This window comes from Pantoea sp. SGAir0180 (assembly GCF_043546245.1).
On sequence record NZ_CP028071.1, the window covers coordinates 3,536,598 to 3,559,456 of the forward strand.

Consider the following 22,859-nt stretch of genomic DNA (forward strand, 5'->3'; position numbering starts at 1 on the left):
AAGGTTAAGCCTCACGGGTCATTAGTACCGGTAAGCTCAACGCATCGCTGCGCTTACACACCCGGCCTATCAACGTCGTCGTCTTCAACGTCCCTTCAGGAGGCCCGAAGCCTCAGGGAGAACTCATCTCGGGGCAAGTTTCGTGCTTAGATGCTTTCAGCACTTATCTTTTCCGCACTTAGCTACCGGGCAGTGCCACTGGCGTGACAACCCGGACACCAGCGGTGCGTTCACTCCGGTCCTCTCGTACTAGGAGCAACCCCCCTCAATTCTCCAGCGCCCACGGCAGATAGGGACCGAACTGTCTCACGACGTTCTAAACCCAGCTCGCGTACCACTTTAAACGGCGAACAGCCGTACCCTTGGGACCTACTTCAGCCCCAGGATGTGATGAGCCGACATCGAGGTGCCAAACACCGCCGTCGATATGAACTCTTGGGCGGTATCAGCCTGTTATCCCCGGAGTACCTTTTATCCGTTGAGCGATGGCCCTTCCATTCAGAACCACCGGATCACTATGACCTGCTTTCGCACCTGCTCGAGCCGTCACTCTCGCAGTCAAGCTGGCTTATGCCATTGCACTAACCTCCTGATGTCCGACCAGGATTAGCCAACCTTCGTGCTCCTCCGTTACGCTTTGGGAGGAGACCGCCCCAGTCAAACTACCCACCAGACACTGTCCGCAGCCCGGATCACGGGCCCACGTTAGAACACCAAACATTAAAGGGTGGTATTTCAAGGACGGCTCCACGCAGACTGGCGTCCACGCTTCAAAGCCTCCCACCTATCCTACACATCAAGGCTCAGTGTTCAGTGTCAAGCTGTAGTAAAGGTTCACGGGGTCTTTCCGTCTTGCCGCGGGTACACTGCATCTTCACAGCGATTTCAATTTCACTGAGTCTCGGGTGGAGACAGCCTGGCCATCATTACGCCATTCGTGCAGGTCGGAACTTACCCGACAAGGAATTTCGCTACCTTAGGACCGTTATAGTTACGGCCGCCGTTTACCGGGGCTTCGATCAAGAGCTTCTCCTTACGGATAACCCCATCAATTAACCTTCCGGCACCGGGCAGGCGTCACACCGTATACGTCCACTTTCGTGTTTGCACAGTGCTGTGTTTTTAATAAACAGTTGCAGCCAGCTGGTATCTTCGACTGGCCTCGGCTCCGGGAGCAAGTCCCCTCACCTACGCGCCAGCGTGCCTTCTCCCGAAGTTACGGCACCATTTTGCCTAGTTCCTTCACCCGAGTTCTCTCAAGCGCCTGGGTATTCTCTACCTGACCACCTGTGTCGGTTTGGGGTACGATTTCGTGTTACCTGATGCTTAGAGGCTTTTCCTGGAAGCAGGGCATTTATCACTTCAGCACCGTGGTGCCTCGTCGTCACGCCTCAGTGTAAAGTGCACCGGATTTGCCTGGCGCACACACCTACACGCTTAAACCGGGACAACCGTCGCCCGGCCGATATAGCCTTCTCCGTCCCCCCTTCGCAGTAACACCAAGTACAGGAATATTAACCTGTTTCCCATCGACTACGCCTTTCGGCCTCGCCTTAGGGGTCGACTCACCCTGCTCCGATTAACGTTGAACAGGAACCCTTGGTCTTCCGGCGACAAGGTTTTTCACCTTGTTTATCGTTACTTATGTCAGCATTCGCACTTCTGATACCTCCAGCATGCCTCACAGCACACCTTCAGCGGCTTACAGAACGCTCCCCTACCCAGCAACGCTTACGCGTCGCTGCCGCAGCTTCGGTGCATGGTTTAGCCCCGTTACATCTTCCGCGCAGGCCGACTCGACCAGTGAGCTATTACGCTTTCTTTAAATGATGGCTGCTTCTAAGCCAACATCCTGGCTGTCTGTGCCTTCCCACATCGTTTCCCACTTAACCATGACTTTGGGACCTTAGCTGGCGGTCTGGGTTGTTTCCCTCTTCACGACGGACGTTAGCACCCGCCGTGTGTCTCCCGTGATAACATTCTCCGGTATTCGCAGTTTGCATCGGGTTGGTAAGCCGGGATGGCCCCCTAGCCGAAACAGTGCTCTACCCCCGGAGATGAGTTCACGAGGCGCTACCTAAATAGCTTTCGGGGAGAACCAGCTATCTCCCGGTTTGATTGGCCTTTCACCCCCAGCCACAGGTCATCCGCTAATTTTTCAACATTAGTCGGTTCGGTCCTCCAGTTAGTGTTACCCAACCTTCAACCTGCCCATGGCTAGATCACCGGGTTTCGGGTCTATACCCTGCAACTTAACGCCCAGTTAAGACTCGGTTTCCCTGCGGCTCCCCTATACGGTTAACCTTGCTACAGAATATAAGTCGCTGACCCATTATACAAAAGGTACGCAGTCACACCACGAAGGTGCTCCCACTGCTTGTACGTACACGGTTTCAGGTTCTGTTTCACTCCCCTCGCCGGGGTTCTTTTCGCCTTTCCCTCACGGTACTGGTTCACTATCGGTCAGTCAGGAGTATTTAGCCTTGGAGGATGGTCCCCCCATATTCAGACAGGATACCACGTGTCCCGCCTTACTCATCGAACTCACAGCCTGTGCACCTTTGTGTACGGGAGTATCACCCTGTACCCTGCGACTTTCCAGACGCTTCCACTGATGCACAAGCTGATGCAGGTTCTGGGCTCCTCCCCGTTCGCTCGCCGCTACTGGGGAATCTCGGTTGATTTCTTTTCCTCGGGGTACTTAGATGTTTCAGTTCCCCCGGTTCGCCTCATGCCGCTATGTATTCACTGCATGATAGTGTGACGAGTCACACTGGGTTTCCCCATTCGGGTATCGCCGGTTGTAGCGGTTCATATCACCTTACCGGCGCTTATCGCAGATTAGCACGCCCTTCATCGCCTCTGACTGCCAGGGCATCCACCGTGTACGCTTGGTCGCTTAACCTCACAACCCACAGGCGTTTTGCGCTTGCGTGTCGTGAGCTTTTGAGAGACCCGAACGCATCGTGCTGTGTTCCTTATTACGGAGGAACACGACGTGCGTCGTTTCAAATTTTCAGCTTGTTCCGGATTGTTAAAGAGCAAATATCTCAAACGTGACCCTGAGGCCAGTTTTGAGATACTTTGTGGAGACACCTTTCACCTGTCACCAAGCAAGTGGCGTCCCCTAGGGGATTCGAACCCCTGTTGCCGCCGTGAAAGGGCGGAGTCCTAACCGCTAGACGAAGGGGACACGTACGTGTGTCTCGGCTTCGCAGCCGTCTTGCTTCTTCAGCTTTCTATCAGACAATCTGTGTGAGCACTTCGCACGAAGGTATCTTCAGGTAAGGAGGTGATCCAACCGCAGGTTCCCCTACGGTTACCTTGTTACGACTTCACCCCAGTCATGAATCACAAAGTGGTAAGCGCCCTCCCGGAGGTTAAGCTACCTACTTCTTTTGCAACCCACTCCCATGGTGTGACGGGCGGTGTGTACAAGGCCCGGGAACGTATTCACCGTGGCATTCTGATCCACGATTACTAGCGATTCCGACTTCACGGAGTCGAGTTGCAGACTCCGATCCGGACTACGACGCACTTTATGAGGTCCGCTTGCTCTCGCGAGGTCGCTTCTCTTTGTATGCGCCATTGTAGCACGTGTGTAGCCCTACTCGTAAGGGCCATGATGACTTGACGTCATCCCCACCTTCCTCCGGTTTATCACCGGCAGTCTCCTTTGAGTTCCCGACCGAATCGCTGGCAACAAAGGATAAGGGTTGCGCTCGTTGCGGGACTTAACCCAACATTTCACAACACGAGCTGACGACAGCCATGCAGCACCTGTCTCAGCGTTCCCGAAGGCACCAATCCATCTCTGGAAAGTTCGCTGGATGTCAAGAGTAGGTAAGGTTCTTCGCGTTGCATCGAATTAAACCACATGCTCCACCGCTTGTGCGGGCCCCCGTCAATTCATTTGAGTTTTAACCTTGCGGCCGTACTCCCCAGGCGGTCGACTTAACGCGTTAGCTCCGGAAGCCACTCCTCAAGGGAACAACCTCCAAGTCGACATCGTTTACGGCGTGGACTACCAGGGTATCTAATCCTGTTTGCTCCCCACGCTTTCGCACCTGAGCGTCAGTCTTCGTCCAGGGGGCCGCCTTCGCCACCGGTATTCCTCCAGATCTCTACGCATTTCACCGCTACACCTGGAATTCTACCCCCCTCTACGAGACTCAAGCCTGCCAGTTTCAAATGCAGTTCCCAGGTTAAGCCCGGGGATTTCACATCTGACTTAACAGACCGCCTGCGTGCGCTTTACGCCCAGTAATTCCGATTAACGCTTGCACCCTCCGTATTACCGCGGCTGCTGGCACGGAGTTAGCCGGTGCTTCTTCTGCGGGTAACGTCAATTGATGAGGTTATTAACCTCAACACCTTCCTCCCCGCTGAAAGTACTTTACAACCCGAAGGCCTTCTTCATACACGCGGCATGGCTGCATCAGGCTTGCGCCCATTGTGCAATATTCCCCACTGCTGCCTCCCGTAGGAGTCTGGACCGTGTCTCAGTTCCAGTGTGGCTGGTCATCCTCTCAGACCAGCTAGGGATCGTCGCCTAGGTGGGCCGTTACCCCGCCTACAAGCTAATCCCATCTGGGCACATCCGATGGTGTGAGGCCCGGAGGTCCCCCACTTTGGTCTTGCGACGTTATGCGGTATTAGCTACCGTTTCCAGTAGTTATCCCCCTCCATCGGGCAGTTTCCCAGACATTACTCACCCGTCCGCCACTCGTCACCCGAGGAGCAAGCTCCCCTGTGCTACCGTCCGACTTGCATGTGTTAGGCCTGCCGCCAGCGTTCAATCTGAGCCATGATCAAACTCTTCAATTTAAAGTTTGATTTGCTGCAACCAGTGCAGCGATGCTCAAGGAAAACGTCGTAATGAATTTCACTACGTGTTCACTCTTAAGACTTGATATTTTTTGCGTCCGGAGACGCGGATATCAATCCTGCGAGTGCCCACACAGATTGTCTGATAAATTGTTAAAGAGCAGTGCAACCAGCGGGTTAACCGTCTGTTGCGAGGTGGCGTATATTACGCTTTCCTCCTTCAGAGTCAACCTCTTTTTCAGAAGTTTTTCTCCGGCGGCTCAGTTGCCTGACCCTCTCAACACCGCATTCCGTAAGCCGTTGTGCCGTGTCGATGGAGGCGCATTATAGGGAGTTCTCGCGGGCTGACAAGGGCTAAATTCAATAAAAATGACTGTTCGCTGCATTCCACAGCAAAAGCCCGCCTTATACGCAGTTACACACAAAGTTATCCACATTCCTGTTACGTACAAATTTAGACGAGCATCACGCAAACGTTTTCGCTACAATGCCCCCGCAACGCTATGGATGCCCCTTTTCGGGGCGTTACCTGAAGTTTTCGCGTTTTCACTTCTCTATGAAGAGGAAGAAAGCTCGCAAACTTGATGTAACGCTCTTATTTACGCGAATCAAAGCCAAGGGATAAAACCACCATGCAACAACCTCGTCCTTTACGCCGCGCCCTGCTCAGTGTTTCTGATAAAGCCGGCATCCTCGAATTTGCTCAGGCACTCTCCCAACGTGGTGTTGAGCTGCTCTCTACAGGCGGCACCGCACGTCTGCTGGCAGAGGCAGGGCTCCCCGTCATCGAAGTGTCTGACTATACCGGTTTCCCGGAAATGATGGATGGACGCGTTAAAACGCTGCACCCGAAGGTCCATGGCGGCATTCTGGGACGTCGCGGACAAGATGATGCGGTAATGGCGCAGCACGCTATCAACCCTATCGATATGGTGGTCGTTAATCTTTATCCCTTTGCACAAACCGTTGCGAAGCCAGACTGCTCACTGGAAGATGCCATAGAGAACATTGATATTGGTGGCCCAACCATGGTGCGCTCGGCGGCCAAGAACCACAAAGATGTGGCGATTGTGGTAAAGAGCAGCGACTACCCGGCCATCATCGCCGAGCTGGACGCCAACCAAAACTCACTGACGCTGGAAACCCGTTTTGACCTGGCGATCAAAGCGTTTGAACACACCGCTGCGTACGACAGCATGATTGCCAACTACTTCGGTAGCATGGTTCCCGCCTACCATGGTGAAACTGAGCAGCCGGCAGGACGCTTCCCACGCACCCTCAATCTTAACTTCGTTAAAAAGCAGGATATGCGTTATGGCGAGAACAGCCATCAGGATGCCGCCTTCTATATAGAAGAAAATGTACAGGAGGCCTCTGTCGCTACCGCCGAGCAGGTGCAGGGCAAAGCACTGTCTTATAACAACATTGCGGATACCGATGCAGCACTGGAGTGCGTAAAAGAATTCGCTGAGCCCGCGTGCGTCATTGTAAAGCATGCTAATCCTTGCGGCGTGGCCGTCGGCGAGTCCATTCTGGCGGCTTACGAGCGCGCTTACCAGACCGATCCTACCTCTGCATTTGGCGGTATTATTGCGTTTAACCGTGAACTGGACGAGGCGACCGCACAGGCCATTATCAGCCGGCAGTTTGTTGAAGTGATCATCGCCCCTTCGGCGACCGAAGCGGCCCTGAAAATCACGGCGGCGAAACAAAACGTTCGTGTACTGGTATGTGGTGAATGGCAGGGCCGTGTCGCCGCGCTGGATTTCAAACGGGTGAATGGTGGTCTGCTGGTTCAGGATCGCGATCTGGGGATGGTCGATGCCAGCCAGTTGCGTGTCGTCAGCAAGCGTCAGCCTTCTGAACAGGAACTGCGTGATGCTCTGTTCTGCTGGAAAGTGGCTAAATTCGTTAAGTCCAACGCCATTGTCTATGCACGCGACAATATGACTATTGGCATAGGTGCGGGCCAGATGAGCCGCGTCTATTCTGCCAAAATTGCGGGCATCAAAGCGGGTGATGAAGGTCTCGAAGTTAAAGGTTCTGCGATGGCTTCCGATGCGTTCTTCCCATTCCGTGATGGTATTGATGCCGCTGCAGCCGTGGGCGTGAGCTGTGTCATTCAGCCAGGCGGCTCTATCCGCGACGACGAAGTGATTGCAGCTGCCGATGAACACGGTATTGCCATGATCTTTACTGATATGCGTCACTTCCGTCATTAATTCTGTGGAGCGTTTTATGAAAATTTTAATCATCGGTAACGGCGGACGTGAACATGCCCTGGCCTGGAAAGCCGCCCAGTCGCCGCTGGCAACGGCCGTTTTTGTCGCCCCTGGTAATGCAGGTACGGCGCTGGAACCGGCTTTACAGAACGTCGATATTTCCCCAACAGATATCCCGGCATTACTTGCCTTTGCGCAACGTGAACAGATCGATCTCACTATCGTTGGACCCGAAGCGCCGCTGGTGATTGGCGTGGTTGATGCATTCCGTGCCGCCGGCTTAAAAATCTTTGGTCCGACTCAGGCTGCCGCACAGCTGGAAGGTTCGAAAGCGTTCACGAAAGACTTCCTTGCACGTCACAACATCCCCACTGCCGAATACCATAATTTCACCGAGGTCGCCCCTGCGCTGGCCTACCTGCGTGAAAAAGGGGCGCCCATTGTCATCAAAGCCGATGGCCTGGCTGCCGGTAAAGGTGTCATTGTGGCCATGACGTTGCAGGAAGCCGAAAACGCGGTGCAGGATATGCTGGCGGGCAACGCCTTTGGTGACGCCGGGCACCGTATTGTGATCGAAGAGTTCCTGGACGGTGAAGAAGCCAGTTTTATCGTGATGGTCGATGGCGAGAATGTCCTGCCGATGGCCACCAGTCAGGATCACAAACGCGTCGGCGATGGGGATACAGGACCAAACACCGGCGGTATGGGCGCTTACTCTCCTGCACCAGTGGTGACGGATGAAATCCACCAGCGCGTCATGGACCAGGTCATCTGGCCAACCGTACGTGGCATGGCAGCAGAAGGGAATGTTTACACAGGCTTCTTATATGCCGGGCTGATGATCGATAAGACCGGTCAGCCAAAAGTGATCGAATTCAACTGCCGTTTCGGCGATCCGGAAACGCAGCCCATTATGCTGCGCCTGCAATCGGATCTGGTGGATCTCTGTCTGGCTGCCTGTGAAGGCAAGCTCGATCAAAAAGACTCACAATGGGATCCCCGCCCTTCGCTGGGCGTGGTGCTGGCGGCTGGCGGCTACCCTGGCCCCTACGCGAACGGCGAACAGATTCACGGTTTGCCACAGGAAGAAGCGGCTGACGGCAAAGTTTTCCATGCCGGTACACGCCTGGAAGGCGACCGCGTACTGACTAACGGTGGACGTGTGTTGTGCGTCACCGCGTTAGGCGATGACGTTGCCGCTGCGCAGAAGCGCGCTTATGCGCTTGCTCAGCCGATTTCCTGGCAAGGCAGTTTCTGCCGCCGCGATATCGGCTATCGCGCCATTGGTCGCCAGTAACGATGACAGGGGCACACGTTGTGCCCCTTTTTCATGTCTCAGAAATCCGCCTCTTTGGGCTCATCTGCACATTCGTCTTTGTGGCTGACCCGCAACAGTTGAACGCCTTCTGGCGCTTCCAGCCATGAAACCATCAAGGGACCAGCGGAATGACGGCGGTAATGCGTGAGCGTCTGCCATGCCTCACTGTCAAACGCTGGCGTCACCTTTTGGCCGTCACAGGTCTCCACGACATTGCCCCCTGCCCAGTGCCCCTGCTTCAGAAACACCCGACCGCTTAAGAGCGCATCGCTGATGTCCCGCATACGTTGCGCGTCAAACTTATAAAGTTCCACCGTATCAGGGCTGACCGCTTCACGTTGAGTAGCAAGCTGGCGCTGCATAAAGTTAAGACTGCCATTCTGGTCAAATCGCAGGGTGACATCGTCGGGAGGCGCGCCTTTCACCTGACGCTCAACGCTGACCAGATGATCGCCCAGCCAGCGGTAGTCTGTCGTTTCGCTTTTTTCGCTGTTAAACGGGTTGTACAGCGTACGAATATGCACAGACTGATGATCCGTATTCTTACGCCAGATACGCACACTGCCACGGTCGGCCAGATAACCACTGGCGGAAAAGGCGGGAATGTCGGGGGTGGAACTGCACCCGATAATCAGTGAGGAGAGAAGCAGGGCGGAAAAGCGCTGAAGCAGCGTAGTCATGGTGGCTGGCCCTTAAACAAAAGGGGCGAAATCGCCCCTGTTTAAAACTTTACCGCTATGCGACGTCTTACTTGACGGCGTCTTTCAGAGCTTTACCAGACACGAATGCAGGTACGTTTGCCGCAGCGATTTTGATTTCTTTGCCAGTCTGTGGGTTACGACCGGTACGCTCAGCGCGGTGGTTCACTTTAAAAGTACCAAAACCAACCAGTTGTACAGCATCACCCTCTTTCAGAGACTCAGTGATTGCAGCCAGAGTAGATTCCAGCGCTGCCTTGGCCTGGGTTTTAGACAGGTCAGCTTTTTCTGCGATCACATCAATCAGTTGAGTCTTGTTCATAAGTTATCCTTAAAGTGTATTTATCGCTTGCTAAGCAACGAGTGCGAGGGAAAAGCCAACTTCGGGCACTCTTCAGCCTGCACGCACCGATAGCCACAATTTTCAGCCCCCCAAATGTAGACCAGACAGGGGGCTGATGTGAAGCCTCCAGGCGCGCTAATTAAGGCCTGAAGTCACGTTTTCTCGCCTTATTGCTGAATTTTTATACCGATGTTACTAATTCCCGCTTCGCGCAGGTCGGATCGCAGACCTTTTATCAATTCAAGGTCTCGCTCTTCACAGTCTGCGAGCAGGCGAAAAATCTCCCATTGCAGGTCCCATTCGTCGATGACTGCCGGGTTTTCCCGCAGCTCTTCATCGGTCATTTCACGACCTGCCTGAGTCATTTCCAGAATGGCCACGGTGGTGATGGAGGTCTTGCTGACTTCAATCGCATGTTCAAGCGTTTCGCCACTTAACAGGGCGTGCAGCACTTCACTTAATGCCACACAGGCATCGATGGCCGGATACACGCCGTAGACCTCAAAATCATCGCCATCCGGAATCGCAGCTTCGAGCTTTTCCAGTTGACTGTCGAAGTTGATCTTTGCATCTTTCACCGTCAGCGTTTCCCAAATCAGATCGAGAATTCGGCGGTAAAGCGCAGGATCGGCAAACACAGTTTGCTGGCAAAAGGCCATGTAATTAGGATACATGCGCTCGCACAGGCAAGCCATAAACGTCAGATGTTGCCAGCTTTCCAGCTTTGCCAGACGCAAATGCACAGGGTTTTGTAACATACACAGAGCTCTTATTCGTTTCGCTGGCCGCAGTGTAACGCAAAAGCGCCCTACAAACAGTGCTAAAGCGCGTTTTGCCAGCGCAGAAATGCAGGTCGGCGTGATGCGACAGCATCTGCCCAGCGCGTCGGTTCCGGTAAACGGTAGCCCTGAGTACACTTTTCAACCCAATCGAGGGCACTGTCCAGGCTGACGCGATGCCCGGTGGCCACAAACAGCGGATTACAGCGTACCTTGCTGCGCCATACCCAGCCAATTTGCTCCCCTTTATCCATTAACGGCTGGCGACTGCCGGGAGTCTCGTCCAGCGGCTCAAACCGTCCGCACAAACGCTTTTTGGCGACACCGATGGTGGGAACATCGACCATCAGTCCAAAGTGTGACGCCACACCGAGCCGACGCGGATGCGAAATGCCGTGACCGTCGACAAACAACAGGTCAGGCTTCTGCTCCAGCATATTCCATGCCGCCAGCAAGGCGGGATATTCCCGGAAAGAGAGAAAGCCAGGAATGTACGGCATAGTCGTCTCGATGCGCGCGATACGATGCTCCACCAGCTTCAGCGACGGGTATTCGAGAATAACCAGCGCCGCGCGCGTGACCGCACCTTCCTGTTCAAACCCGACGTCTGCGCCACCAATAAAGCGTGGCGGCAGCACATCAAAATCGTCCTGCCGCACGACGTATGCGGCACGCTGTTGTTGCTCCGCACGAAGTGCAGCAATATCCATTATGACTCCTGATGATACTGGCGGGAAAGGCGGTGCACCGCCTCAACGAAGACGCCGGCATGCTCTGGCGGTACATCCTGATGGATACCATGTCCCAGATTGAATACGTGGCCTTCACCTTTGCCGAAACCGTCCAGAATACTGGCCACTTCCTGCTCGATACGGGCCGGTGGTGCGTACAGCATGGAGGGATCCATATTGCCCTGTAGGGCAACTTTATGCCCGACACGACGGCGGGCCTCACTGATGTCGATAGTCCAGTCCAGGCCCAGTGCATCGCAGCCTGTTTCAGCCATGGCCTCAAGCCACTGACCGCCGCCTTTAGTAAACAGCGTGATCGGCACACGACGGCCTTCGTTTTCGTGCAGTACGCTGTCGACGATTTTATGCATGTAATACAGCGAGAACTCGCGATAATCGCGGCCACTCAATGCGCCGCCCCAGGTGTCAAACACCATGACTGACTGCGCCCCGGCGCGGATCTGAGCGTTGAGATAGAGAATAACGCTGTCGGCCAGCTTATCCAGCATGGCATGCAATGTGGCAGGTTCGGCGTACATCATTTTCTTAATTTTGGTGAAGGCCTTGCTACTGCCGCCTTCTACCATATAGGTTGCCAGCGTCCACGGACTGCCTGAAAAACCAATTAAGGGCACCTCACCATTAAGGTTCTTACGGATGGTCCGTACGGCATTCATCACGTAACCCAGTTCCTGTTCAGGATCGGGAACAGGCAGGCGATCGACATCGGCACGGCAGGTTACGGGGTTTGAAAAGCATGGACCTTCCCCTGTTTCGAAGTACAGCCCTAATCCCATCGCATCAGGAATGGTGAGGATATCACTGAAGAGGATGGCCGCATCGAGCTTGTAGCGACGCAATGGTTGCAGGGTGACTTCGCAGGCCAGCTCGGCATTCTTACACAGCGACATAAAGTCGCCCGCCTGGGCACGCGTGGCTTTATATTCCGGCAAATATCGTCCGGCCTGGCGCATCATCCATACGGGGGTAACATCGACAGGCTGGCGTAACAGGGCGCGCAAATAACGGTCGTTCTTCAGTTCACTCATGTCAGGACTCTCTCGGTATCAAGCGAGTAGTGTAGCACTCTCACGCCTCAGCGCGGCAGAGGGCAACGGTATCTTCAATTAATCGACGGGCAACGGTGCCAGGTGGAGGCAGTAAAGGCAGCGCATCAAAACGGAACCATCCGGCATCCAACAGCTCTTTACCGTCGTGCTGTAAGTCGCCGCCGTCATACTCCGCCATAAAGGCCATCATTAAGGACTGCGGGAAAGGCCAGGGCTGGGAAGTGACATAACGGACATTCTTCACGCGCACGTTGCTCTCTTCCATCACTTCGCGTGCAACCGCCTGTTCAATGGTCTCACCGACTTCAACGAACCCGGCCAGCACAGTGTAAATGTTATTACGATGACGCGCATGGTTGGCCAGCAGGATCTCATCTCCACGGCGGATAGCAACGATAATACAGGGCGCAATTTGTGGGTAATAACGTTCACGGCAATGGCTACACAGGCAGGCAAATTCGCGTTTACTGGCGTGCATCTCATGACCACAATAGCCGCACCAGCGATGGGATCGGTAAAACTCCGCTAACTGCACCCCGCGCCCGGCCAGCTGAAACAGGCCCGGATCTTCATTGAGTAACTGGCGCAACGACAACATATCTGACGAACGCGTTTCACAAATCAGCCAGACCTTCTCTCCCTGCCATTCGCCAATCACGCGCCCCTGGTGCCCGGTAAGGCCAAACTGCTGTGCGTTTCCGTGAGGTAAATCGCCTTGCGGTAACCAAATTTTCTGTTCACTACTGACAATCCACCATCCAGCGTCTACGCTTGAAATTTCGCATTGCATTTATTTCGTCATCCTTAGCGTCAACCCGCACGCTGAAGTCCCGATGTTAAGTGTGTAGATGAACAACTATACCCAAATAATTCTGGTTGCAAGACGACAGCACGCTTATTTATCCCGACAGGTTCGCGGAGAACAAGCGCAATTGGCGCATCGCTAATCTGAAATATGAAGGTGCATAACGCATACGGAGTTAACTATGCTTAACCAGTTAGACGTTCTGACCCAACGCGTAGGTGGCAGTAATGAACTGGTAGATTCATGGCTGGCAGCTCGCCGCCAGCTGTTGGTTTCTTATTACCATTTGGTCGGCATCAAGCCAAAAAAAGAAGCGCTGACTCGCCTGGACGAGCAGGCACTGGATAACTTTTGCCACACGCTGGTCGATTATCTTTCATCCGGTCACTTTAGCCTTTACCAGCGTTTGATTGCAGAGATGGACGGCACCAGTCCGCTGCTGGCTGCCGCGCAGATTTACCCGTCGCTGGAAGCCAATACCGAGCAGTTGATGCAGCTGTATGACGGCCACCTGCAACAGGCCATCGACGACGACAACTATGTGACGTTTCAGCACGCCTTGTCAGAAGTCGGCGAAGCTCTTGAAGCGCGTTTTACCCTTGAAGACAAGCTTATCCAAATGGCATGGGACAATCACCTGACTCCGCCCGTGGCGAACGACAGTGAAATTGCCCGCCCTGCTTAACAGTGCCGCAAATGTAAATAACTTGTGATTCATAAAAAGCCCCCTTATGCTGAGTGGGCTTTAAAACATATGTTTTATGTTAGTCAGGGTTTGACGGTTGCACGTCCTTGCGGGACCTGATTAACCGTTAAACCAAATCTTGTCGGAGTGCCCATTGGGCTGAGACCGTTAATTCGGGATCCGCGGAACCTGATCAGGTTAGAACCTGCGAAGGGAACAAGAGTAAATTTTTACGGTACGCCGCACTCAGGGTGCCCGCTGTGCCGTTACTCCTTCCGAACTCCGGACAAGCAACCTTCCCACTTACTGGAATATTGCTATGTCTACTACGAAAACGACCCGTCGCGAACAGCGTGCTCAGGCACAGGAATTCATTGATTCCCTGCAGGGTGGCAGTGCCTTTCCCAACTCAAAACGTATCTGGCTGACCGGCAGCCGTGACGACATTCGTGTCCCCATGCGCGAAATCCAGCTCAACCCTACATTGACCGGCGGCAGTAAAGATGAGCCCGTTTACCAGGAAAATGAGCCTGTGCCGGTTTATGACACCGCCGGTGCCTATGGCGATCCGGCAGCAAAAATCGACGTGCATCGCGGACTGGATAAACTGCGTGCTCGCTGGATTGAAGAGCGCGACGACAGCGAAAAACTGACGCAGATTAGCTCGGCGTATACGCAGCAGCGACTGGCTGATGACGGACTGGATCACCTGCGCTTTGAACATCTGCCAACGCCGCGCCGTGCTAAAGCCGGCCGCTGTGTAACCCAGTTGCATTACGCGCGTCGGGGAATCATCACACCAGAGATGGAGTTCATCGCCATCAGGGAGAACATGGGCCGTGAGCGCATTCGTGGTGAGGTACTGCTGCAACAGCATCCGGGCCACAGCTTTGGTGCCCATCTGCCCGAAAACATTACCCCCGAGTTTGTACGCCAGGAAGTGGCCGCTGGCCGCGCCATTATTCCGGCCAATATCAACCATCCCGAATCCGAACCGATGATCATTGGACGCAACTTTCTCGTGAAGGTGAATGCCAACATTGGTAACTCAGCGGTGACCTCGTCTATTGAAGAAGAAGTAGAAAAGCTGGTCTGGTCCACACGCTGGGGCGCGGACACGGTCATGGATCTGTCGACCGGACGCTATATTCATGAAACCCGTGAATGGATTCTGCGTAACAGTCCTGTTCCCATCGGCACTGTTCCGATTTATCAGGCACTGGAGAAGGTCAACGGTGTGGCTGAAAATCTGAACTGGGACATTTTCCGCGATACGTTACTGGAGCAGGCCGAACAGGGCGTGGATTATTTTACTATCCATGCGGGTGTGCTGCTGCGCTACGTTCCCATGACTGCAAAACGCCTGACCGGTATTGTGTCCCGTGGTGGCTCCATTATGGCGAAGTGGTGCCTGTCTCATCACAAAGAGAGCTTTCTCTATGAACACTTCCGCGACATCTGTGAAATTTGCGCAGCCTACGATATCGCTTTGTCCCTGGGCGACGGATTACGCCCCGGATCGATTCAGGACGCCAACGATGAAGCACAGTTCGCTGAGCTGCACACGCTGGGTGAACTGACAAAAATAGCCTGGGAATACGACGTACAGGTGATGATCGAAGGTCCCGGCCATATCCCGATGCAGATGATCCGTCGCAACATGACAGAGCAGCTGGAACATTGCCATGAAGCGCCGTTTTATACTCTGGGCCCACTGACGACCGACATTGCGCCGGGCTACGATCATTTTACCTCTGGCATTGGTGCCGCCATGATTGGCTGGTTTGGCTGCGCGATGTTGTGTTACGTCACGCCGAAGGAGCATCTTGGCCTGCCAAACAAAGAGGATGTGAAACAGGGGTTAATCACCTACAAGATCGCCGCGCATGCTGCCGATCTGGCCAAAGGCCATCCGGGGGCGCAGATCCGCGACAACGCCATGTCGAAAGCGCGCTTCGAATTTCGCTGGGAAGATCAGTTCAATCTGGCGCTGGATCCTCATACAGCCCGGGCCTATCACGATGAAACGTTGCCACAGGAATCGGGTAAAGTTGCCCACTTCTGTTCAATGTGCGGCCCTAAGTTTTGCTCAATGAAGATCACGCAGGAAGTGCGTGACTATGCTGCCAGACAGGAAGCGGAAGCGCAGGCTATTGAGGTTGGCATGGCGCAGATGTCTGATCATTTCCGTGAACGGGGCGGTGAACTCTACCATCCCGCCACAGCGATTAAGGAGGAGTAAATGAACGCCTTTCCCGCTACCGCGCCGCGATTAGGGCTGTATCCGGTGGTCGACAGCGTTGAATGGATCGAACGCTTACTGGATGCCGGGGTGCGCACGATTCAGCTGCGGATTAAGGATCTGCCAGATGAGATCGTTGAACCCACCATCATCCAGGCTATCGCAACAGGTCAGCGTTACCAGGCGCGCCTGTTTATTAATGACTACTGGCAGCTGGCGATTAAGCATAAGGCTTATGGCGTTCATCTGGGGCAGGAAGATCTGGCCGTGGCCAATGTGCAGCGCATTCTGGACGCAGGCTTGCGCCTGGGCATTTCCACGCACGATGATGCTGAGCTGGATCGGGCGCTGGCGCTGCGTCCTTCCTACATTGCGCTGGGACATATCTTTCCGACTCAGACGAAGGTGATGCCCTCTTCTCCGCAGGGTTTGTCTGAACTTAAACGCCATCTGAGTCGGTTGCAGGGGATCTCTACCGTGGCGATTGGCGGCATCAGCATTGATCGCGTTCCGGCGGTACTTGAAACTGGTGTCGGCAGTATCGCCGTGGTGAGCGCCATTACGCAGGCAGAGGACTGGCGGGCGGCCACCCGCGAGCTGTTACGGCTTGTTGAGCCCGAATCCGGGCATTAACCCCGCCCTGTCGCGCAGATAAACGCGCACGTTGTGCAACAGGCAGTAAAAACTGGAAAGCCGCGCACGGCAATGAACATTGCGACTGGCGCGGCTTTTTTCTGTCCTTTAAAGTCACTGGCGTCCGGCCGGGATGGCCTGACCAGGGCCAGTTCCCTCCTCTTTCTGGCCCTGCTTCTCACCACCTGAAGCGATGATATCGATAACGGCGGACAGGTCAGCCGACGACTGATGCGCACAGGCGGCCATCGCCCGCTCGACAGCCTTACCGGTCAAGGCCAGTGCCTGTTCAATCTTACCGCTTGCGGGCAAGGCGTAATTCAGGCGCAGACAGTTACGGTACTTTCCGGAGGCCGAAAAAAGCGAGCCTACGGCAATCTGGATCCCTGATTTGCGTAATTCGTGGTTGAGCTGCACCGCATCAAATGCCTCAGGTAATTCAATCCACATCAAAAAACCGCCCTGAGGCCGCGTGACGCAGATACCGCAAGGAAAGTAATGCCGTACCCAGCAGGAAAAGGTGTCGTAATTGCGCTGGTAAACCTGGCGCATCCGCCGAAGATGCGTCTGGTAATGGCCCTGCTGGATAAAGTCAGCTACGGCATGCTGAGGCTGAGTGGCGGTAGAACCTGTCACAATGTATTTCATATGCAAAACACGATCGCGGAAGCGTCCGGGCGCCACCCAGCCCACACGTAAACCCGGTGCCAGCGTTTTGGAAAACGAGCTGCACAGCAATACGCGTCCTTCTGTATCCAGAGATTTAATGGATGAAGGCCGCGGGTACTCCCAGGCCAGCTCACCATAAACATCGTCTTCAATGATCGCCGCATCAAAACGCTGTACCAGACTCAGCAGCGCGCGCTTGCGCTTTTCGGGCATGATAAAGCCAAGAGGATTGTTGCAGTTAGGGACGACGACGACCGCTTTGATCGGCCACTGATCAAAGGCCAGTTCCAGCGCTTCAAGGCTGATTCCCGTTACAGAATCGGTCGGAATCTCAATGGCCCGAATACCGAACCCACGTAATGTCTGCATGATGCCGTGAAATGACGGCGATTCGACCGCAATGATATCGCCGGGCTGGCATACTGCGCGCACGGACACTGACAGCGCTTCGTGGCAGCCTGTGGTAATCACAATATCTTCTGAGGTCAGCTGGCAGCCGCTGTCGATCATCAACCGGGCAATTTGTTCTCTCAGCCGGGCGACACCGTAAAGGTTGTCGTAATTCAGCAGCGTGCTTTCCTGCTGCTGCGCCTGACGGCTAAACGCCTTCCACAGAGGTTTCAGTGTGGACTGCGTTAAATCCGGCATACCGCTGCCCAGTTGCAGTACATCCTGTTCCCGGCGGCTGTTAAGCAGGTCAAGCACCGCGTCCCACTGGGTAATTTCCACCGGATGTTGCGCCGGACGCGTCAAGGCCGGAACGGGCGGCATCGCCTTATGCGGCGCCACAAAATACCCGGAACGCGCCTGCGGAATAATCAGCTGTTTCTGCTCCAGCAGATAATAGGCCTGCTGTACCGTGCTGATGCTGACACCATGTTCGACGCTCAAACTCCGAACGGAGGGCAGGCGTTCGCCACTTTGGTACAACCCCTGTTCAATACGTTTTTCCAGCAATGTGGCTAAATGTTGATAGCGCGTCATGATCGACCTCAGCCAGGTTGATGACCCGACAAAACAGTACAGACAGCCTGTATTTCTACCATTCAGTCCACGCTGACGGCAATCTGTATGTTAAATAATTGCTTCAGGTGCATCTGTATTGGAAATTGTATCTGCATGAAAATATTTCTCAGGTTACTTACTGAGGGCAGGATCATGGGATATGAGGAAAATCGTAGCGCTAAACCCTTTGCAGTTTCACTCAGCCTGTTTCGCTTTATCTGGCATCATTTTCGTCGCTGGCAGTGTCGGCGCGAAACCCGCATGATTTTATGCAGACTGAGCGACAGTGCGCTGAAAGATATCGGGTTAAAGAGAAGCGATATCAATAAACGCTTTTAATTACGGCTCGCCTGGAAACAGGCGTGAGTCGATTTCGTTAACAGGACGGACTTCGGAAAACACTCTTCACGACAGCACGCGTTATGAATGCCGGTGCCGCCTGTATAAGACAGCCTGATCTCGCAGGCAAAAAAAAACCCTGCCGGAGCAGGGTTTTTTATCAGGCGTTTGACGATTACTCGTCGTTGTTACCGCCAAGACCCGCGTTCAGTAACTCCGCCAGGCTTGCGGATGCTTCGTCAGCAGTCACCTGCGGTGCAGCTGGCACTTCGCCTGCCGCACGACGACGCATACGATCCTGGTGATAAGCGTAACCGGTACCGGCCGGGATCAAACGACCCACGATCACGTTCTCTTTCAGACCGCGCAGTTCGTCGCGCTTGCCTGCTACTGCCGCTTCAGTCAGGACACGTGTAGTTTCCTGGAACGATGCTGCAGAGATGAACGATTCGGTTGCCAGTGACGCTTTAGTGATACCCAGCAGGTCACGTACGAAGGTTGCGCCAACTTTTCCGTTCGCTTCAAGTTCACGGTTAGAGATCTTGATGCGAGAGAATTCAGCCTGCTCACCTTCCAGGAACTCGGTGCTGCCCGCGCTCATGATAGTAGCTTTACGCAGCATCTGACGAACGATGACTTCGATGTGCTTATCGTTAATCTTAACGCCTTGCAGACGGTAAACTTCCTGCACTTCGTTAGTGATGTAACGGGTAACCGCATGTACGCCACGTAAACGCAGGATGTCATGTGGTGACTCTGGACCATCGGAAACCACGTCACCGCGCTCAACACGTTCACCTTCGAACACGTTCAGCTGACGCCATTTCGGAATCATCTCTTCGTACGGATCGCTACCATCCAGCGGTGTAATCACCAGACGACGCTTACCTTTGGTTTCTTTACCGAAAGAGATGATGCCGCTGATCTCCGCCAGGATTGCTGGCTCTTTCGGACGACGCGCTTCGAACAGGTCAGCAACGCGTGGCAGACCACCGGTAATATCCTTGGTACCGCCAGATTCCTGCGGAACACGCGCCAGGGTATCACCCGAGCTGATCTTCACGCCATCTTCCAGCTGTACAATCGCTTTACCTGGCAGGAAGTACTGAGCAGGCATATCGGTACCTGGGATCAGAACATCATTGCCGTTGGCATCAACGATTTTCAGTGCCGGACGCAGATCTTTACCACCTGAGGTACGTTCTGCAGAGTCCAGAACCACCAGCGATGACAGACCTGTTAAGTCATCAGTCTGACGCGTAATGGTCTGACCGTCGATCATGTCGGTGAAGCGAATGAAACCGCCCACTTCTGTGATAACTGGCATGGTATGCGGATCCCAGTTTGCAACGGTTTCACCCGCAGCAACCTGCTCACCATCACCTTTCGCCATGGTCGCACCGTAAGGAACTTTATAGCTCTCTTTCGTACGGCCAAATTCGTCGATCATTTTCAGTTCAACGTTACGCGAGGTGATCACCAGCTTGCCTGCTGAGTTCGTTACCGACTTAGCATTGGTCAGCTTGATGGTACCTTTGTTCTTCACCTGAATGCTGGATTCAGCTGCCGCACGAGATGCCGCACCACCGATGTGGAACGTACGCATCGTCAGCTGTGTACCCGGCTCACCGATTGACTGTGCCGCGATAACACCGATTGCTTCGCCTTTGTTGATGATGTGACCACGTGCCAGGTCGCGACCATAGCAATGCGCACACACACCAAAGTCGGTTTCACAACCTACAACCGAACGCACCTTCACGCTGTCGACTGAGTTCAGTTCCAGCACGTCACACCAGTGCTCATCGAGCAGTGTGTTACGTGGAACCAGAATATCAGCCGTGCCAGGCTTCAGAACGTCTTCTGCCGTTACACGGCCCAGAACGCGCTCACGCAGTGGCTCTTTCACGTCGCCACCTTCGATGACTGGCGTCATCATGATGCCTTCGTGTGTACCACAGTCGTCTTCGGTGACAACCAGGTCCTGCGCAACGTCAACCAGACGACGCGTCAGATAACCGGAGTTCGCGGTTTTCAGTGCGGTATCTGCCAGACCTTTACGTGCACCGTGCGTCGAGATGAAGTACTGAAGTACGTTCAGACCTTCACGGAAGTTCGCGGTGATAGGCGTTTCAATGATGGAGCCATCTGGCTTAGCCATCAGACCACGCATACCGGCCAGCTGACGAATCTGTGCAGCAGAACCACGCGCACCGGAGTCGGCCATCATAAAGATGCTGTTAAAGGAAACCTGTTTCTCTTCTTCGCCGTCACGGTTAATCACGGTCTCGGTTGAGAGGTTTTCCATCATCGCCTTCGCTACGCGCTCGTTCGCGGCAGCCCAGATATCGATGACTTTGTTATAACGTTCGCCGGCGGTAACCAGTCCAGACTGGAACTGTTCCTGAATTTCGGCCACTTCGGCTTCGGCTTCAGAGATGATTTCCACTTTCTTGGCTGGGATAACCATGTCGTCGATACCAACAGACGCACCTGAACGGGCGGCGTAGGCGAAACCGGTGTACATGGTCTGGTCAGCAAAGATAACGGTCGGCTTCAGGCCCAAAATGCGATAACAGGTGTTCAGCATTTTAGAGATAGCCTTTTTACCCAGCGCCTGGTTGACGATGGAGAAAGGCAGACCTTTCGGTACGATCATCCACAGAATCGAACGACCAATGGTGGTGTCGATCAAGCTGGTTTTCGCAACGAACTCATCCTGCTCGTTTTTGCTGTACTCAGTGATACGCACTTTAACGCGCGCATGCAGCTCGGCCAGGCCAGCGCGATAAACACGCTCAGCTTCTTTCGGGCCGGTCAGCACCATGCCTTCACCTTTGGCATTCACTTTGTCGCGGGTCATGTAGTACAGACCCAGTACAACGTCCTGTGAAGGAACGATGATTGGCTCGCCGTTCGCCGGTGACAGAATGTTGTTGGTCGACATCATCAGCGCACGCGCTTCCAGCTGGGCTTCCAGCGTCAGCGGTACGTGAACAGCCATCTGGTCACCATCGAAGTCGGCGTTATAGGCCGCACAAACCAGCGGGTGAAGCTGGATGGCTTTACCTTCGATCAGAACCGGTTCAAAGGCCTGGATACCTAAACGGTGCAGCGTTGGTGCACGGTTCAGCAGGACCGGGTGTTCGCGGATGACTTCGTCCAGGATATCCCAAACGACAGCTTCTTCACGCTCAACCATCTTCTTCGCGGCTTTGATGGTGGTGGCCAGGCCACGCAGTTCCAGCTTGCCGTAGATGAACGGTTTGAACAGCTCCAGTGCCATTTTCTTCGGCAGACCGCACTGATGCAGACGCAGGTATGGACCAACGGTAATAACAGAACGACCGGAGTAGTCGACACGCTTACCGAGAAGGTTCTGACGGAAACGACCCTGCTTACCTTTGATCATATCGGCCAAAGATTTCAGAGGACGCTTGTTAGAACCGGTGATCGCACGACCGCGACGACCGTTATCCAGCAGGGCATCAACCGCTTCCTGCAGCATACGTTTTTCGTTACGTACGATGATATCTGGCGCAGCCAGATCCAGCAGGCGTTTCAGACGATTGTTACGGTTGATCACGCGACGATACAGATCGTTCAGATCCGACGTAGCGAAACGACCACCATCCAGCGGTACCAGCGGACGCAGATCAGGCGGCAGAACCGGCAGAACGGTCAGGATCATCCACTCTGGCTTATTACCAGACTGAACGAACGCTTCCAGCAGCTTGATACGCTTGGTCAGTTTTTTACGCTTGGTCTCGGAGTTGGTTTCGTTCAGCTCTTCACGCAGCTGCTCGCACTCTTGCTCCAGATCCATATTTTTCAGCAGCGCCTGGATAGCTTCTGCACCCATCTTCGCGTCGAATTCGTCACCGAACTCTTCCAGCGCGTCAAGGTACTGCTCTTCCGTCAGAATCTGACGTTTTTCCAGGTTAGTCATGCCGCCTTCGATCACAACATAAGATTCGAAGTACAGCACGCGCTCGATATCACGCAGCGGCATATCCAGCAGCAAGCCGATACGCGATGGCAGTGATTTCAGGAACCAAATGTGCGCAGTCGGTGATGCCAGCTCAATGTGGCCCATGCGCTCACGACGTACTTTGGTCTGTGTAACTTCTACGCCACACTTCTCGCAGATTACGCCACGATGTTTTAAACGCTTGTACTTACCGCACAGGCATTCGTAATCTTTTACCGGTCCAAAAATACGGGCACAGAAAAGACCGTCACGCTCTGGCTTGAAGGTACGGTAGTTAATGGTTTCCGGCTTTTTAACTTCACCAAAAGACCATGAACGGATCATGTCTGGCGAAGCCAGCGCAATTTTGATCGCATCAAACTCTTCGGTCTTAGTTTGCGCTTTCAGAAACTTAAGTAAGTCTTTCACGGATTAGCTCCCGTCGGAGTGAGACTCAGGGGCGTCCAACCGAAATTGAACGCCCCATAACCAGTACAAATGCGAGCGCGTTAACCCTGCGCTT

At 54.1% G+C, this 22,859-nt stretch carries 14 protein-coding genes, 1 tRNA gene, 2 rRNA genes and 1 riboswitch; of the genes, 6 read left to right on the top strand and 11 right to left on the bottom strand.

From position 1 onward, the window contains the following. The 3 genes from C1N58_RS16605 to C1N58_RS16615 all read right to left on the bottom strand — a co-directional run bounded on the left by C1N58_RS16605 (position 1) and on the right by C1N58_RS16615 (position 4,827). Positions 1–2,905, bottom strand: a 23S ribosomal RNA gene (locus tag C1N58_RS16605). Positions 2,906–3,118: 213 nt separating this feature from the next. After that, positions 3,119–3,193: transfer RNA gene (locus C1N58_RS16610), tRNA-Glu, on the bottom strand. Positions 3,194–3,285: 92 nt separating this feature from the next. Further along, positions 3,286–4,827: ribosomal RNA gene (locus C1N58_RS16615) — 16S ribosomal RNA — on the bottom strand. The 16S and 23S rRNA genes sit together here with 1 tRNA gene alongside, the layout of an rRNA operon. A 632-nt stretch (positions 4,828–5,459) precedes the next feature. On the opposite strand from C1N58_RS16615, the gene purH reads away from it, so the two are divergent. Further along, entirely contained in the window at positions 5,460–7,049 is a 1,590-nt protein-coding gene (gene purH / locus C1N58_RS16620; protein ID WP_394564351.1) for a bifunctional phosphoribosylaminoimidazolecarboxamide formyltransferase/IMP cyclohydrolase, read from the top strand. A gap of 16 nt (positions 7,050–7,065) precedes the next feature. Further along, positions 7,066–8,346 carry a phosphoribosylamine--glycine ligase gene (purD, locus tag C1N58_RS16625; protein WP_039343270.1) on the top strand — a complete coding sequence of 427 codons (1,281 nt, stop codon included), beginning with the start codon at positions 7,066–7,068 and terminating at the stop codon, positions 8,344–8,346. A gap of 38 nt (positions 8,347–8,384) precedes the next feature. Here the strand turns inward: purD and C1N58_RS16630 are convergent, their stop codons facing one another. From C1N58_RS16630 to nudC, 6 genes are all read right to left on the bottom strand, one after another. Beyond that, the gene (locus tag C1N58_RS16630) at positions 8,385–9,047 is read right to left on the bottom strand and encodes a DUF1481 domain-containing protein (protein ID WP_394550109.1); all 663 of its coding nucleotides are present in this window, start codon (positions 9,045–9,047) and stop codon (positions 8,385–8,387) included. A 67-nt stretch (positions 9,048–9,114) separates the two neighbouring features. Beyond that, positions 9,115–9,387 carry a nucleoid-associated protein HU-alpha gene (gene hupA, locus C1N58_RS16635; protein ID WP_006121511.1) on the bottom strand — a complete coding sequence of 91 codons (273 nt, stop codon included), beginning with the start codon at positions 9,385–9,387 and terminating at the stop codon, positions 9,115–9,117. A gap of 188 nt (positions 9,388–9,575) precedes the next feature. After that, positions 9,576–10,166: a YjaG family protein gene (locus tag C1N58_RS16640; protein ID WP_394564352.1), complete on the bottom strand. Its 591-nt coding sequence runs from the start codon at positions 10,164–10,166 to the stop codon at positions 9,576–9,578. Between the two features lie 62 nt (positions 10,167–10,228). Continuing rightward, entirely contained in the window at positions 10,229–10,897 is a 669-nt protein-coding gene (nfi, locus tag C1N58_RS16645; RefSeq protein WP_394564353.1) for a deoxyribonuclease V, read from the bottom strand. Continuing rightward, the gene (gene hemE, locus C1N58_RS16650; protein WP_039343272.1) at positions 10,897–11,967 is read right to left on the bottom strand and encodes a uroporphyrinogen decarboxylase; all 1,071 of its coding nucleotides are present in this window, start codon (positions 11,965–11,967) and stop codon (positions 10,897–10,899) included. The genes nfi and hemE overlap by 1 nt, the downstream gene beginning before the upstream one ends. A 40-nt stretch (positions 11,968–12,007) precedes the next feature. Continuing rightward, the gene (gene nudC / locus C1N58_RS16655) at positions 12,008–12,778 is read right to left on the bottom strand and encodes an NAD(+) diphosphatase (RefSeq protein WP_033737957.1); all 771 of its coding nucleotides are present in this window, start codon (positions 12,776–12,778) and stop codon (positions 12,008–12,010) included. Positions 12,779–12,974: 196 nt separating this feature from the next. Here nudC and C1N58_RS16660 point away from each other — a divergent pair, with 196 nt between their 5' ends. The 3 genes from C1N58_RS16660 (at position 12,975) to thiE (ending at position 16,353) form a co-directional block, all read left to right on the top strand. Continuing rightward, positions 12,975–13,478, top strand: coding sequence for an Rsd/AlgQ family anti-sigma factor (locus C1N58_RS16660; RefSeq protein WP_033737958.1), 504 nt, complete (start codon positions 12,975–12,977; stop codon positions 13,476–13,478). 133 nt (positions 13,479–13,611) lie between these two features. Continuing rightward, positions 13,612–13,711: riboswitch (TPP riboswitch) on the top strand. An 86-nt stretch (positions 13,712–13,797) separates the two neighbouring features. Then, positions 13,798–15,720 carry a phosphomethylpyrimidine synthase ThiC gene (gene thiC / locus C1N58_RS16665; protein WP_325993237.1) on the top strand — a complete coding sequence of 641 codons (1,923 nt, stop codon included), beginning with the start codon at positions 13,798–13,800 and terminating at the stop codon, positions 15,718–15,720. Continuing rightward, on the top strand, positions 15,721–16,353 hold the full coding sequence (thiE, locus tag C1N58_RS16670; RefSeq protein ID WP_033737961.1) for a thiamine phosphate synthase: 633 nt from the start codon (positions 15,721–15,723) through the stop codon (positions 16,351–16,353). 114 nt (positions 16,354–16,467) lie between these two features. Here thiE and C1N58_RS16675 read toward each other — a convergent pair whose 3' ends face one another. Further along, positions 16,468–18,006, bottom strand: a complete 1,539-nt coding sequence (locus C1N58_RS16675; protein ID WP_394550111.1) for an aminotransferase-like domain-containing protein — start codon at positions 18,004–18,006, stop codon at positions 16,468–16,470. Between the two features lie 174 nt (positions 18,007–18,180). Between C1N58_RS16675 and C1N58_RS16680 the strand changes: the two genes are divergently transcribed. Further along, a complete protein-coding gene (locus tag C1N58_RS16680) occupies positions 18,181–18,366 on the top strand; it encodes a DUF1127 domain-containing protein (RefSeq protein WP_033737966.1) in 186 nt (61 codons plus the stop codon). 175 nt (positions 18,367–18,541) lie between these two features. On the opposite strand, the gene rpoC is transcribed toward C1N58_RS16680, so the two are convergent. Continuing rightward, complete coding sequence (rpoC, locus tag C1N58_RS16685) at positions 18,542–22,765, bottom strand: DNA-directed RNA polymerase subunit beta' (RefSeq protein WP_033737967.1); 4,224 nt, start codon at positions 22,763–22,765, stop codon at positions 18,542–18,544. Positions 22,766–22,859 lie beyond the last annotated feature (94 nt).

Bases quoted from the DNA above. Each gene is read 5' to 3' on its own strand.
- purH (WP_394564351.1), top strand. From the start codon at position 5,460: ATGCAACAACCTCGTCCTTTACGCCGCGCCCTGCTCAGTGTTTCTGAT.
- purD (WP_039343270.1), top strand. From the start codon at position 7,066: ATGAAAATTTTAATCATCGGTAACGGCGGACGTGAACATGCCCTGGCC.
- C1N58_RS16630 (WP_394550109.1), bottom strand. From the start codon at position 9,047: ATGACTACGCTGCTTCAGCGCTTTTCCGCCCTGCTTCTCTCCTCACTG.
- hupA (WP_006121511.1), bottom strand. From the start codon at position 9,387: ATGAACAAGACTCAACTGATTGATGTGATCGCAGAAAAAGCTGACCTG.
- C1N58_RS16640 (WP_394564352.1), bottom strand. From the start codon at position 10,166: ATGTTACAAAACCCTGTGCATTTGCGTCTGGCAAAGCTGGAAAGCTGG.
- nfi (WP_394564353.1), bottom strand. From the start codon at position 10,897: ATGGATATTGCTGCACTTCGTGCGGAGCAACAACAGCGTGCCGCATAC.
- hemE (WP_039343272.1), bottom strand. From the start codon at position 11,967: ATGAGTGAACTGAAGAACGACCGTTATTTGCGCGCCCTGTTACGCCAG.
- nudC (WP_033737957.1), bottom strand. From the start codon at position 12,778: ATGCAATGCGAAATTTCAAGCGTAGACGCTGGATGGTGGATTGTCAGT.
- C1N58_RS16660 (WP_033737958.1), top strand. From the start codon at position 12,975: ATGCTTAACCAGTTAGACGTTCTGACCCAACGCGTAGGTGGCAGTAAT.
- thiC (WP_325993237.1), top strand. From the start codon at position 13,798: ATGTCTACTACGAAAACGACCCGTCGCGAACAGCGTGCTCAGGCACAG.
- thiE (WP_033737961.1), top strand. From the start codon at position 15,721: ATGAACGCCTTTCCCGCTACCGCGCCGCGATTAGGGCTGTATCCGGTG.
- C1N58_RS16675 (WP_394550111.1), bottom strand. From the start codon at position 18,006: ATGACGCGCTATCAACATTTAGCCACATTGCTGGAAAAACGTATTGAA.
- C1N58_RS16680 (WP_033737966.1), top strand. From the start codon at position 18,181: ATGGGATATGAGGAAAATCGTAGCGCTAAACCCTTTGCAGTTTCACTC.